Genomic DNA, 13,332 nt, shown 5'->3' with positions numbered 1-13,332 from the left:
TGTTTTTTCATATTCTTTTTTTTATGTCATATAGTGTATAGGGTGAATAATGATGTGTGGAATTTTATGTTTATATAATCAACAAAGAAATGTCTTAGATGATTGTGGAAAATTTAATAAAATGCTCCATTTATTAGACCATCGTGGTCCTGATGATATGCGAACTTATTTTGATCAACATGTTTTATTAGGTCATTGCCGTCTTTCAATTATTGATTTAAAAGGAGGTATGCAACCTTTAGAATATACTTATCAAGATATTACTTATCGCATTATTTTTAATGGTGAAATTTATAATATGAATGAATTAAAGAAACATCTTATTGATTTAGGTTTCCATTTTTATAGTCAAAGTGATAGTGAGGTTTTACTTGTCAGTTTTATTGCTTATAAAGAAAAATGTTTAAATATGTTAGATGGTATCTTTTCATTTGTTATATCTTATGAAAATAAAATCTTTGCTTGTCGTGATCATTTAGGTGTAAAGCCTCTCTTTTATTATTTAAAAGATGATGATTTAATCATTTCAAGTGAAATTAAAGCTATTTTAATGTACATTGGAAAATGTGTTGTTGATAAAACAGGAATTAAAGAATTACTAGGTTTAGGTCCTAGTTTATCACCAGGAAGTACACTTTATAAAGATATTTATAGTTTAAGACCTGCTCATTATTTATGGTTTGACGGTGAGCATTTAATGATTGAAAGATATTGGTCTTTACAAAAAAAAACACATCTAAAAAGTTATGAAGAAACTGTTCAAGATGTACGCTTCCTTGTAAATAAAAGTATTCAAAGACAATTATTAAGTGATGTACCTATTTCTTGTATGTTATCTGGTGGTTTAGATTCGAGTATTATTACAGCTATAAGCAGTCAATACGTCAATCATATTTCAACCTATAGTATTGATTACTTAGACCAAGATAAATATTTTCAACCCTATGATTATCAACTTACAAAAGATAGTGATTATATTGATTTAATGGTCAATCGTTATCATAGTCACCACAATAATGTCGTTTTATCACAAAAGAATTTAATTATCTTTTTAAAACAAAGTCTAATGGCTAGAGACGCTCCAGGAATGGCTGATATTGATTCTAGTTTTCTATTATTTTGTAAAGAAATTAAAAGAAATCATAAAGTCGTTTTATCTGGTGAGTGTGCAGATGAAATTTTTGGAGGGTACCCTTGGTTTTATAAAAAAGAACTTTATAGTCTAGATTCATTTCCATGGATTAGAGATGTTGATCAAAGATTAGAACTTCTTAATGAAAATATAAAAAAATTGAACATTAAAGAATATGTTCAAAGTAAATATTATCAGTCACTTAATGAAATAGACTACCTCGATCAAAGCTTTTATGATACCAATAAAAGAAAGATGATTTATTTAAACATTGAATGGTTTATGCAAACACTCTTAACACGGAGTGATAGCCAATCTATGTATAACGCTGTAGAGCTTCGTGTACCCTTCGCTTCAAAAGAAATCGTTGAATATATGTACAATGTCCCTTGGACCTATATGTTTAAAGATCAACAAGAAAAAGCTGTTTTACGTGATGCTTTCAAAGACTTCCTTCCTCAAGAAATCTATAATCGTAAGAAAAATCCTTACCCTAAAACTCATTCTCCATTTTTCCTTACTTACATTAAAAACCTTCTCTTAGAAACACTTAACGATAAAAATAACATTCTTTATCAACTTTTTGATATTAAAAAACTTAAACACTTTATTGAAAACAGCGAAAGTATTGAAGTTCCTTGGTTTGGTCAACTCATGATGGGACCACAACTCCTTGCCTATTTTTATCAAATCTATATGTGGGGTAAAATATATCATGTAGAATTAGAGCTTTAATAAAGCTCTAATTCTATTTCTTGACTATTTAAACGAATGTCTTGTAGATATTCGTTTTTTACTCTTATTTGTGTATTATTCACAGATACTTGAGGAATGTCTTTAACCCATTCTTGTAACATTTTAGCATAGTTAAGCTTTAAAAAACCATAACGTATGCTTCCTTGACTATCAATAATAATATCTTCATTAACATAAGGTCTTGCATCTATGTGTATTTTAGTTTCAATTCCTTTATAGACTAAAACCATTCTTATTTGAATATACTGATCTATTTTTATTTGGATATCTTTTAGCTTTCCTTTTTCTATAAAGAATCGTTTATAAATGATCCAAACAAGTTTTTCTAAAGTTTTTACATCAATTTTCATAATCTCACCACTTTATTATATGTATAAAAAATCAAGAAGCTTAGGCTTCTTGAATATTTTTATGAATAATATCTAACATTTGATTCAATTCTTGATAATCAATTTGTCCTGGAGCACTTGCTTTTCCTACAGTAGCAAAAGTAATTGCACTACCGAATTGTTCCCCTACTAAACGTGAAGTAAGTCCAATAGATGACATTGACATTGTCACAATTGGTTTTTGAGCATATTCATGTTTAGCTTGAACTGTGAATGAAAGTAGATTTAATAAATCTTGATAATCTTCTGGCATAACTGCTACCTTCATAATATCTGCTTCTAAAGAATCCATTGATCTAAATTTTTGCATCAATGAATCAACTTCTGGTGTTCTATCAAAGTTATGACTTGACATCAACATATATTTACCAGCATCATGAATAAGTGTTCTTAATTCAATTGCCATATTTGTTCCTAACGCTAATTCAACATCGTAAATATCAAATGCATTTGCTTCAACTGCTAATTTATAAACATTGAAATAATCTTTTGGATCAATTTCAACTTCTCCACCTTCTGCAGCTGTACGAATTGTTAGAATAACTGGTTTTTGTATTTGTAAGGCAGCAATATTTAAAAATAAATTTCTTAATGCATCTTCTTGATGAATATTTTCATAAAAATCTATTCTTAATTCGATCATATCCACTTCTAATTCATTAAATTCTTTTAATTTATTTAGAATCGCTTCATCATGGCTTTCTACGATAGGAACACATACTTTAGGTTTTCCCTCTCCAATGATGACTCCTTTAATTTCAATACTCATATTTACACCTTCTTTGATTATTTAATAATTCAACAGCATAATAATATCATATTTTTTTATCAGAGTGTTAATTTTTTTATAATTTGCAAAAAAAGCATTAAAATTAATGCTTTTGATTTTTTATAACTTTTTGTCTTGAAAATTCTTCACGTTCTTTTTCTTCAAGAGATTCACTAATAAATTTAATTGTTTCTTCAAAACGTGGAATTGAAATATTTTTTAAGGCATTCGCACGTTTTTGTGTTTTTCTAATGGTATTTGCTAGACGATAAACTGAGTTTTCAACTTCTGCTAAAACAACAGTCAATTCTTTAACACGATAGAAACATTCATAAGCATAGTCTACTTTTGAATTAGAACGATCCATGTTATAACTACATACCATTGGTTGTTTATGATAAGTAATTTTAGGAATTTCTACACCCATAACACTTCGATAAGCAATACTGATTCCATAATCAATAGGTGTTGCTGTAACTAAGTCACTAATCAACCCTAAAGAAATATTTGCTTCTTGTAAAGCATCGTAAGCATTTTGATAAGCTTCCGTAATTTCATCTCTGACCATTTTAACATCATCTAATAATGACATCATTTCTTTAATAAGAACGTTTCTTTTCTTATCTAATAGATCATATCCAAGAACAGCTAATTGTAATTGTTTCTTTGTAGAAATTAAATTTCCTTTTGTTGGAACAACTTTTAAAGCCATAATTAATCACCTGCTTCTTGTAATTCTTTGATGATTGATTTTTCTTTAATATGGAAACGTTTTACAGCACGATCGTGATCATAATGTTCATCTAATAATTTGTTATCTAGACGATCAAGTGCTTCTCTAGGTAAAACTGAAACTAAATCCCATCCTAAATCTAATGTTTCTTCAATTGATCTATTGACATCGAAACCTTGATTTAAGAAATGTTGTTCAAATAGTTTACCAAATGATAAATATTGTTTATCTAATGGAGATAATTCATCTTCACCAATTACTGATGTTAATGATTTAACATCTTGTACGTGGGCATAACATGCAAATAATTGGTTGGCGATGTCTTGATGATCGCCACGTGTATACCCTTCACCGATACCATCTTTCATTAAACGTGAAAGTGATGGTAAAACATCAACTGGTGGATAAATACCGGCTGAGTTTAATTCAGGTGATAGAGTAATTTGTCCTTCTGTGATATATCCAGTTAAGTCAGGAACTGGATGAGTAATATCATTGTTAGGCATTGTTAAAATAGGGATTTGTGTTACAGAACCTTCTGCCCCTTTAATAATACCAGCTCTTTCATATAAAGAAGCTAAGTCAGAATATAAGTAACCTGGATAACCTTTACGTCCAGGAATTTCTCCTTTACTTGAAGAGAATTCACGTAACGCTTCACAATAGGAAGTAATATCTGTATAGATAACTAATACGTGCATATTTTGTTTATAAGCTAAATATTCAGCAGCAGTTAAAGCACAACGTGGAGTTAATGTACGTTCAATGATTGGATCATTTGATAAGTTTAAGAACATAACAACTCTTTCCATAACTCCTGCTTCTTTAAAGCTACGTTTAAAGTAGTTTGCAACGTCATTTGTAACACCCATTGCCGCAAAGACAATGGCGAAACCTTTTCCTGATTCGTCAGCAACTTTTGCTTGTTTAACGATTTGTACAGCTAAACGGTCATGTGGTAAACCTGAACCAGAGAAGATTGGTAATTTTTGTCCACGAATTAATGTAGCAAGACAGTCAATTGATGAAATACCTGTATTGATGTAGTTACGTGGATAAACACGGCTTACTGGATTTAATGGTAAACCATTGATATCCATCATTTCTTCTGCATAAATTTCACCTAAACCATCGATTGGTCTACCAGCACCATTGAAGACACGTCCTAAAATTTCTTTAGAAACAGGTAATTCCATTGGTCTACCTAATAATTTAGTCTTTGTATTTTCTAGTGATAAATCATTTGTTCCTTCAAATACTTGGACAACGATTTTTTCACCTTCAATTTGGACAACACGTCCAGAACGTGTTGTCCCATTTTTTAATTGAATTTCAACCATTTCGTCGTAAGAGGCACCTTTTACGTGATCTAAAACGACTAATGATCCATTGATTTCATTTAATCCTACATATTGTAGTGCCATTTTTATTTCCTCCTACGCTACAGATTTTAATGCATTATCAATATCTTGATAATAAGTATCTAATTTTTCAATATGATCATTTGGAATATCATATTTCATTTTAATTAATTGTTCAAAAATACCAGTTTCACTAATTGCTCGAACAACTTTACCTTGAGCAACAGCTTCTTGACATTTTTTATTTAAATATAAGATAACATCCATCATCTTTAATTGTTTAGCAAGTGGTACGTATGTATCATCCTTATGGAAGGCATTTTGTTGTAAATAACCAACACGAACCACTTTTGCGATTTCCATCACTAATTTTTGATCTTCTGGTAATACATCAGGTCCCATTAAGTTAACAATTTCATTTAATCTTGATTCTTCAGCAAGAATGAATGAAAGTTGTTGACGATCACTGACGAAATCAGAACCAACATTTTGGTCATACCATTTTTCAAGATCATAAACATAATCACTATAAGATTGTGTCCAGTTAATTGCGAAATAGTGACGAGCATAAGCCAAGGCTTTATCTAAGGCCCAGAAACATCTTACGAAACGTTTTGTATTTTGTGTAACTGGTTCTGAGAAGTCTGCCCCTTGTGGTGATACGGCACCGATGATTGAAACAGAACCTTCTTGTCCATTTAAAGTTTTCATGTATCCAGCACGTTCATAGAATTGTGATAAACGTGATGGTAAGTAAGCTGGGAATCCTTCTTCAGCTGGCATTTCTTCTAGACGACCAGAGATTTCACGTAACGCTTCAGCCCAACGTGAAGTAGAATCGGCCATGATTGCACAGTGATATCCCATATCACGATAATATTCAGCTAAAGTAATTCCTGTATAAATACTTGCTTCACGTGCGGCAACTGGCATGTTTGAAGTATTCGCAATTAAGACAGTTCTATCAGTTAATGGTTTACCACTCTTAGGGTCAATCAACTCACTAAATTCTTCAAGAACTTGAGTCATTTCGTTTCCACGTTCTCCACAACCAACATAAATGATAATATCGGCATCACACCATTTAGCAATTTGGTGTTGTGTCATTGTTTTACCAGTACCGAAACCACCTGGAATAGCAGCAGTTCCACCTTTAGCGATTGGGAATAATGTATCGATAACACGTTGTCCTGTTACTAAAGGAATAGAAATTGGTAAACGTTCTAGAGTTGGACGTGCTTGTTTAATTGGCCATTTTTGACATAATGTACATTCATGAATTTGACCATGTTCATCTTCAATTTTCATTACGACATCATTGATTTTATATTGACCATTTTCTTTTACTTCAACAACTTTACCACTTAAAAGTGGTGAAAGCATACATCTGTGTTCAATTAAATCTGTTTCAGGACATGTTGCATAGATGTCTCCACCTTTTAAAACATCTCCTACTTTTACTTTCATTGTAACGTCCCATAATTTTTCAACATCAAGTGAATCAACATCGCTTCCGGCTTCAATAAAAGCACCTGATTGTTCAGCAATGGCTTGCAAAGGACGTTCAATCCCATCAAAGATATTTCTTAAAATACCAGGACCTAATGTAACACAAATTGGTGATCCTGTAGAAATAACAGGTTCTCCTGGTTTTAAACCAGTTGTTGTTTCATATACTTGGATAGTTGTTAAATCTTTAGAAATTGAGATAACTTCACCCATTAATTTAGCATGACCAACATAAACCATTTCTAACATTGAAAAGTCTTTGGCATTTTTTACTTTAACAACGGGACCATTAATAGAATAAATTACATTTTCACTCATCTTTAATCCCCCTATTTAATCATCAATCCAGAAGTCTTATAGAACCAATCTTTTTGAGCTTCTAAATTTGAGTCTAATGATTCATCTACGACAACATTTGTTGTTTTATTTTCAATAATGAATCCACCTAATTGAATTTGTTGACCTTCTTCAACTTCAATTGGTAAAGCATATGCTTTCTTTAAATCATCAGCATATTTTAAATCTTCTTTTCTTACACATAAAACACAATCAGTCATTTGATATTCATCACTTACTGCTTTTACATGACTTGTAAGATATTCAAGATAATTAGAACTATTTACAAATTCAACAAGTTTATTTTTTACTTCTGTAAAAATTGTATTAACATATTCTTCTCTTTTTTCAACTAATTTTTTTAATCTTTCTTCTAATTGAGCTGAAGCTTCAATACTTGCTTTAGAAGAAATTTCTGCTAATTCTTTATCTAATTGATGCTTAGCATCAATTTCAGCTTCACCTCTTAATTGGTTATAAGCTTCTTGTTCAATTGCTTTTGCTTCATCTAAAATTTCTTTTTCTTCAGCTGATGAAATTTTTTCAATTTCATCTTTGATATAAAGAAAGACTTGATCTTTTTTTTGCATAGCACTTTCTCCTATAACTTAACTCCAATTGCTTCTGAAACATATCTATCAATCGTTTCACCAATTTTAGAATTTCCATGTCTATCAGGAATTTCTACAAGCAATGGTTTTTGTTGTTTTAATTTTATTTCAGAAATAACATCAGGAGCTAATTCAATTAATTTCGTTGTAATTAAAATCACACCTATGGATCTATCTTTCATTTTTGTTTCCAAAACTTCAAGAAAATCACGTCTTTTATGAACAACTTCTCCTTCAATACCAACCAGTCTTAAACCCATTTCAGTATCGACATTGTCACTTATTAAATAAAATTTCATAAAAAATCACTCTCTAAATTAGATTTTGTTGATAATTAAGATAGAGATTAATAAACCATAGATTGCAACCCCTTCACCTAAGGCAACGAAGATTAATGATTTACCAAAGTTCTTTTCATTTTCAGAGAAAGCTCCAATAGCTGCTGGAGCTGCTGCTGCAACGGCAATACCTGCACCTAAAGCAGAGAAACCAGTTGATAAAGATGCTGCTAAGAATCCTAAACCTTGAGCAATTGTACCAGTGATTGTAGCAACTTCACCTGCTGCAAATACACTTGAATTTGACATAGCAACTAATAAACATAAAACGACTGCACCAGCGAAACCACTGATATGAACACCTAATCTTCTTTTAGCACTTTGAGCTGATACTTTTCCTGTAAATACTTTAATTAATGGTAATGTTAATAAAACTACTGCAACTAATGGTAATAAAATTTCTAATACTGTCATAATAAATTTCCTCCTTGAATTTAATCTTCCTTAATAGTTTTAAATGGAATTCCATTTCCTTCATAATAACGTGAAAACATTTCATAGAATTCAAGACGTAATACTTGAATACCAACAATCAATCCTTCAAGACACATTACGAAAACGTTTCCTAAAATCAAGACGATGATTTCACCAAATCCTCCTACCATTTCAGCAAGAGTATAAACAACAAGCATCATACCAGCATGTGATAAAACGAATCCCCCGACACGCAAGAATGACATTGTGTTTGTAATAAATGATAAGACTACTTCAAATAATTCGAAGAATCCTTCAACAAAGAATGCTCCAAAACCATTTGGGAACATTTCACCATGTTCTTCTAATTTTCTAATTAACGGTTCTTTTAAGAACATTAAGATAAGTGGTAAAACAATTAAAATTAAAATATAGAAAATATTTACAAAATGTATTCCTGTAAGCATTCCAAGTGCTGCACTAATAACAGCTACATAGAATGTAACACCACATAAACCATTTTGGCTTAAAATCGCTTCACCCATATTTTTCTTTTTAAAGTTCAAAATAATATTGAATGTCATTGAAACAAGAATTAAGACAATACCAAGCCCAATGGCAGCCATTAATAATGTCATTGTATTTTCTGGTGACATTGCATTAAAGAATGAGAAACCTTTGAAATATTCAGATAAGATTTCTTCATTTCCAAAGAATGAACCAAAGAATACACCGAAGATTGCACTGGAAATACCTAAACGAACTCCCACGCCACCTAATTTTAAATTAAATTTCTTTTCAGCAACAAGGCCTACTAAAGAAAGAATAATACCTTGTCCTAAGTCACCAAACATAATACCAAATAATAAAGTATATGAAATAGCAACTAATAATGTTGGATCTACATCATTGTAACGAGGTACACCATACATTTCGACGAACATTCTAAATGGTCTTGCAAACCATGAATTTTTAAGTCTTGTTGGTGGATCTAAACGTACATCTGATGTAGCAGGTAAAACTTCAATTTTAACTCCATCGATAATTTCAAAAGTGTTTTTGAAATTATCTAAATCATTCTTAGGGACAAATCCATGAACATTTAATTTATCACCTAATTTAACAATATATTTTTGCATTGCATAAACTGAATTTAATTTTTTAGCAACACTATAAATACGTGTTAATTCTTCCATATTTTCTGAAATTGTTTTATCAATTCTATTTTGTAAATCTTGGCTATATTGTTTAGCTGAATCAGATTCATTTTGAATTTCTTTTTCAGCTAATTCACATGAACCATGAACGAATTCAGGAATATGGATTTTTTCAAAATAAAGTGATGTAAAAACATTATCCACTTCAGGAGCATCTGTAGGTGTCGTCATATACATACACCATACATATTTATCATCTCTTTGAAATGCTTTATAAACAAATGGTAATGTTTCATAATACTCTAACTTTCCTTCATTATTGAGAGGAAGTTTACCGAATCTTATTTTTAAATATTGTGTTCCAAATAATTGATCAAAGTCAATATTAGAACCTTCAACATGATTCAAAGTAATGATGGCTTCATCATTTTCTTCAATCATCTTTGTCAATTCTTTTTTAACAGCATCAATACGGTCAATATCTAAAAATAAATCATCTAAAAATTCTTTAGCTCTAAATACATTAAGTTGCGAATCTGTTTCAACTTCAGGAACTTCAAAATGATATTTTGTTTTCATTTCTTCAATTCTTGATAACAATTCTTCGTAAAGATTGTCATTGTTGTAAGCTGAAAGACCAGCAACACTATCCGTAAACTTGCTTGCTAGCTCGGGATGAAAATCATCTCTTTGATAAAGCTCAAGTAACACATCATTACAATTGTCTTTATCAAAATCAAGGCTAACCAAGTTTAATTTCGCTATTGCCATGACAGTCCCCCTTTACTCTTTATTGATCTTTTTGTCACTTTTTTCACTAAGCTACAAACTAATAATACCGCAATGTTTATAACAAAGAATAGTCCAATTTTCATTGCATAATTTGTACCTACAACAAAGATTGAATCATAAAGTGACATACTATAGAAGACTGTTCCACTTAATAGTCCTCCTATTGTAACAGCAACTCCTACACGTTGTAGTAACTTACCGATGTTACCCCTAGCAACAAGTGATAATAGGATACATAAAATACCAACACCTAAATCACCAAGTAAAACAAATGCTGAAATCATCGTCACAACACCAGCTAAAATAGTTGGATCAAATTTTTCTCCTGGTTTAAATGTAAATAAACATTCAAACGGTTGGAAAAATGCATTGTTTTCAACATAAACAGGACCTTCAACTCCTTGATCTTGATAAGTATCAATAGGAAGTTCATGAATTGTAAGTCCAGGAATATTCACAATTCCTTCTATTTCATCTTTACTCAATGAACTGAAAGCATAAATTGCTGCTTTAGTTTTTAAATCAACAACGTATTTTCCTTTTTTATATAATTCTTTTAAACGATAAGCTTTCCAAAAATCACCTAATAGTTGTTCTTCATTATCTTCTTTTACTTTTTCAATACGTTGATCAAGTTCTTGAAGATAAGCTTCCATTGTTTTATTTTCAGCTTTTAATTCAGCTACAGCTTCTTCCATTTTACCATGAGCAAATTGTGGAAGTTTTACTTCTTCAAAATTCATAGAGGAGAAAATATTATCAATTTCACCGATACTATGTTCAACGCCACCATAAACAACCCAAGCAAATTGATCACTATGTGATAATTCTTGATAAACAAATGGATAACTATCAAAATATTTAATCTTTTCTATTTGTGATAAAGGTAATTTACCAAATCTTAAAGCTACATATTTTAATTCATGAATATCATCAATAGAAATACGATCTCTATGCAAACATGAAATTAATTCAATCGCTTCTTGATTTTCATAATAATCTTTTTTAATTCCTCTTTTTATTTCATTAATATCATCTAATTTTTGATGAATTTCTGAAATATAATCTAAAATTTCACGAACATTTAAAAATGCACTTTGAACAGGTCGATCTACTCTTTCAATATGTAAGACATCCATCACATTATAAAGTTCGTCTAATACTTCGTTATATGGATTTCTATCTTCCATAGAAGTCGCATGATCTAAATTAGAAATCACTTTCTTCGCTTTAACTGGATAAATAGAATCTTGATGATTTTCAAGTTTCATCAAAACTTCCATATAATCATCTCTAGAGAAAACAATGTTATATAAATGTGTATTTTTAATCATTTTTCCCCCTCCTATGCATAGATTAATGTATTTTCAATTTTTGAAACAGGTTGATTGTAACGAATACCTTCAATAATATGTTTCAAATTGTCTATTTCTATTCTTTGTAAAATACAATAAGTCATATAAACAAGTGGTGCACTATTTGAAAAACGCATGTATCTTTTTGCGATATTATATTGAATACTATCTGCATAATATTCGATATAGGCAAATTCTTTATCATCCATATAGAAGTTATATTTAGAAGTTGATAATAAAGATAATACTTCTTTAGGACCGCTTGCACTAATTAAACGATTCATCATATCTTTTGGCAATCTTGAATATTGTAAAAAGAGTGAACTTCTGATTGAATCTTCTGATTCATGGAAATATTGTTTATAACGATAGATTTTTGAAATATTCTTTAATTCAATAGAAGTATAGAAAATATTTAATAAATCTTTTTGAACACTTCCTTTGAAGTGTTTTTTAATTGTTTCAACAATGTTTTCATAATAAAGTGATTGTAAGCACATATGAACTTCTTTAACATCAAATGGGACAGAGAAATCAATTTCTTTAAGAACTTTATAATATCTTGTTTTTGAAAGATATTGTAAAAGATCTTTGAATGATTCAATGTTTACTAATCCATCAATATTAAAACTTGTCTTTTTCGCTAAATAAGTAGGAATTGATAAATTAAAGCTATATTGTTCCTTTGCTTGTAAAGAAACAAGTTTATCCATAATTAAATTAATTTCTACTCCAATAATTTCAAATAGATAAAAATCTTCATCAGACTTAGGTGAATATTTCATCAACTTCGCACAACGATGATAATATTCTTGATTTAAACAATCTTCTATTTGACCACGATGAACATGTCTAATATTAATATCTTTTAAAGCATCTGCATAACTTGTTTGAGATTTTAAATAAGAAACAACTTCTCCAATTGTTTGTTTTCTTGTTAAATCAAGATAAACATTCTTATTTAAACGCCCACCATACATTGCTTTAGCTTTTGCACATAAGGCATTTGAAGATAAAGACATCTTTACACCTTCTATTTAGTACATCTTGTAAAGATTTCATCTACCCATTTATCTTTATTTCGAGTAAATAAATCTTCCATATTTTTCATTGATTTATGAAATTCATTTTCTTGTAATTGTGCTTCTTCTTTATTCTTATTCAATAGATCTTGTTTATGCTTTTCAACTTGATCTTGTTGACTATCAATATACTCACTATAAATTGTAGACTTTTGCGACATCATACTTGATTGAGCTTCCGCTTTTTTCTTTTTCGCAAGTTCTACTTTTTCTACGCATTGGCGATCGAATTCTATTAACTTTTGAATAATATCATCCATCTTATTTTCCCCCTTCTTCTTGTCGAGGATAATTGTACTCTCATTCTTTTAAAATTCAACAGATATAGCTTTCAAAAGCACTCTTTATGATAAATTTATGACGAATTTATAAGAATTTATCAAAAATCCTCTTTAAAGAATGTATGTAAAAATAAAAGCACCTCCCCTATTTTTGTGTTGTTCATGTCACTTCCTAGAGATGTGGCGCTTGCAATACATACCTTATTCTTTATTTCGCACGTTATTCTACTCCCACTTTTCAATATTTGTCAATAGACAAATTTTAACATTTGCATAAATCCGCCAAAACCTTAGCGTCATGCCACTTTTAGCAAGAT

At 30.1% G+C, this 13,332-nt stretch carries 13 protein-coding genes; 1 reads left to right on the top strand and 12 read right to left on the bottom strand.

Annotation, left to right across the window (positions count from 1 at the left end):
• Nucleotides 1-49 precede the first annotated feature (49 nt).
• On the top strand, nt 50-1,867 hold the full coding sequence (asnB, locus tag Fi14EGH31_RS01660; protein WP_022002289.1) for an asparagine synthase (glutamine-hydrolyzing): 1,818 nt from the start codon (nt 50-52) through the stop codon (nt 1,865-1,867).
• Here asnB and Fi14EGH31_RS01655 read toward each other — a convergent pair.
• From Fi14EGH31_RS01655 to Fi14EGH31_RS01600, 12 genes are all read right to left on the bottom strand, one after another.
• On the bottom strand, nt 1,864-2,238 hold the full coding sequence (locus tag Fi14EGH31_RS01655) for a hypothetical protein (protein WP_032089659.1): 375 nt from the start codon (nt 2,236-2,238) through the stop codon (nt 1,864-1,866). The two genes, asnB and Fi14EGH31_RS01655, sit on opposite strands and share 4 nt — an antisense overlap.
• A gap of 40 nt (nt 2,239-2,278) precedes the next feature.
• Complete coding sequence (gene aroD / locus Fi14EGH31_RS01650) at nt 2,279-3,046, bottom strand: type I 3-dehydroquinate dehydratase (protein WP_022002291.1); 768 nt, start codon at nt 3,044-3,046, stop codon at nt 2,279-2,281.
• Between the two features lie 103 nt (nt 3,047-3,149).
• Nucleotides 3,150-3,758, bottom strand: coding sequence for a V-type ATP synthase subunit D (locus tag Fi14EGH31_RS01645; RefSeq protein WP_022002292.1), 609 nt, complete (start codon nt 3,756-3,758; stop codon nt 3,150-3,152).
• Nucleotides 3,759-3,760: 2 nt separating this feature from the next.
• On the bottom strand, nt 3,761-5,203 hold the full coding sequence (locus tag Fi14EGH31_RS01640; protein WP_107030497.1) for a V-type ATP synthase subunit B: 1,443 nt from the start codon (nt 5,201-5,203) through the stop codon (nt 3,761-3,763).
• Between the two features lie 12 nt (nt 5,204-5,215).
• On the bottom strand, nt 5,216-6,967 hold the full coding sequence (locus Fi14EGH31_RS01635; RefSeq protein ID WP_022002294.1) for a V-type ATP synthase subunit A: 1,752 nt from the start codon (nt 6,965-6,967) through the stop codon (nt 5,216-5,218).
• An 11-nt stretch (nt 6,968-6,978) separates the two neighbouring features.
• The gene (locus Fi14EGH31_RS01630) at nt 6,979-7,575 is read right to left on the bottom strand and encodes a V-type ATP synthase subunit E (protein WP_022002295.1); all 597 of its coding nucleotides are present in this window, start codon (nt 7,573-7,575) and stop codon (nt 6,979-6,981) included.
• Between the two features lie 11 nt (nt 7,576-7,586).
• On the bottom strand, nt 7,587-7,895 hold the full coding sequence (locus tag Fi14EGH31_RS01625) for a V-type ATP synthase subunit F (RefSeq protein WP_022002296.1): 309 nt from the start codon (nt 7,893-7,895) through the stop codon (nt 7,587-7,589).
• Nucleotides 7,896-7,913: 18 nt separating this feature from the next.
• Nucleotides 7,914-8,348, bottom strand: a complete 435-nt coding sequence (locus tag Fi14EGH31_RS01620; RefSeq protein ID WP_022002297.1) for an ATP synthase subunit C — start codon at nt 8,346-8,348, stop codon at nt 7,914-7,916.
• A 20-nt stretch (nt 8,349-8,368) separates the two neighbouring features.
• Entirely contained in the window at nt 8,369-10,276 is a 1,908-nt protein-coding gene (locus Fi14EGH31_RS01615; RefSeq protein ID WP_200765075.1) for a V-type ATP synthase subunit I, read from the bottom strand.
• Nucleotides 10,267-11,631: a V-type ATP synthase subunit I domain-containing protein gene (locus tag Fi14EGH31_RS01610; RefSeq protein ID WP_200765074.1), complete on the bottom strand. Its 1,365-nt coding sequence runs from the start codon at nt 11,629-11,631 to the stop codon at nt 10,267-10,269. Before Fi14EGH31_RS01610 ends, Fi14EGH31_RS01615 begins: the two co-directional genes overlap by 10 nt.
• A gap of 11 nt (nt 11,632-11,642) precedes the next feature.
• A complete protein-coding gene (locus Fi14EGH31_RS01605; protein ID WP_022002300.1) occupies nt 11,643-12,674 on the bottom strand; it encodes a V0D/AC39 family V-type ATPase subunit in 1,032 nt (343 codons plus the stop codon).
• Nucleotides 12,675-12,685: 11 nt separating this feature from the next.
• Nucleotides 12,686-12,994 carry a hypothetical protein gene (locus Fi14EGH31_RS01600; protein WP_117480780.1) on the bottom strand — a complete coding sequence of 103 codons (309 nt, stop codon included), beginning with the start codon at nt 12,992-12,994 and terminating at the stop codon, nt 12,686-12,688.
• Between the last annotated feature and the right edge of the window lie 338 nt (nt 12,995-13,332).

Origin of the sequence: Faecalibacillus intestinalis (assembly GCF_015097455.1) — a bacterium.
GTDB classification, from domain to species: Bacteria; Bacillota_I; Bacilli_A; order Erysipelotrichales; family Coprobacillaceae; genus Faecalibacillus; species Faecalibacillus intestinalis.
This window is presented reverse-complemented; position numbering and strand designations above follow the sequence as displayed.

What these genes read in the sequence shown, in the direction of transcription:
- asnB (WP_022002289.1), top strand. Translation starts at nt 50, where the DNA reads ATGATGTGTGGAATTTTATGTTTATATAATCAACAAAGAAATGTCTTA.
- Fi14EGH31_RS01655 (WP_032089659.1), bottom strand. Translation starts at nt 2,238, where the DNA reads ATGAAAATTGATGTAAAAACTTTAGAAAAACTTGTTTGGATCATTTAT.
- aroD (WP_022002291.1), bottom strand. Translation starts at nt 3,046, where the DNA reads ATGAGTATTGAAATTAAAGGAGTCATCATTGGAGAGGGAAAACCTAAA.
- Fi14EGH31_RS01645 (WP_022002292.1), bottom strand. Translation starts at nt 3,758, where the DNA reads ATGGCTTTAAAAGTTGTTCCAACAAAAGGAAATTTAATTTCTACAAAG.
- Fi14EGH31_RS01640 (WP_107030497.1), bottom strand. Translation starts at nt 5,203, where the DNA reads ATGGCACTACAATATGTAGGATTAAATGAAATCAATGGATCATTAGTC.
- Fi14EGH31_RS01635 (WP_022002294.1), bottom strand. Translation starts at nt 6,967, where the DNA reads ATGAGTGAAAATGTAATTTATTCTATTAATGGTCCCGTTGTTAAAGTA.
- Fi14EGH31_RS01630 (WP_022002295.1), bottom strand. Translation starts at nt 7,575, where the DNA reads ATGCAAAAAAAAGATCAAGTCTTTCTTTATATCAAAGATGAAATTGAA.
- Fi14EGH31_RS01625 (WP_022002296.1), bottom strand. Translation starts at nt 7,895, where the DNA reads ATGAAATTTTATTTAATAAGTGACAATGTCGATACTGAAATGGGTTTA.
- Fi14EGH31_RS01620 (WP_022002297.1), bottom strand. Translation starts at nt 8,348, where the DNA reads ATGACAGTATTAGAAATTTTATTACCATTAGTTGCAGTAGTTTTATTA.
- Fi14EGH31_RS01615 (WP_200765075.1), bottom strand. Translation starts at nt 10,276, where the DNA reads ATGGCAATAGCGAAATTAAACTTGGTTAGCCTTGATTTTGATAAAGAC.
- Fi14EGH31_RS01610 (WP_200765074.1), bottom strand. Translation starts at nt 11,631, where the DNA reads ATGATTAAAAATACACATTTATATAACATTGTTTTCTCTAGAGATGAT.
- Fi14EGH31_RS01605 (WP_022002300.1), bottom strand. Translation starts at nt 12,674, where the DNA reads ATGTCTTTATCTTCAAATGCCTTATGTGCAAAAGCTAAAGCAATGTAT.
- Fi14EGH31_RS01600 (WP_117480780.1), bottom strand. Translation starts at nt 12,994, where the DNA reads ATGGATGATATTATTCAAAAGTTAATAGAATTCGATCGCCAATGCGTA.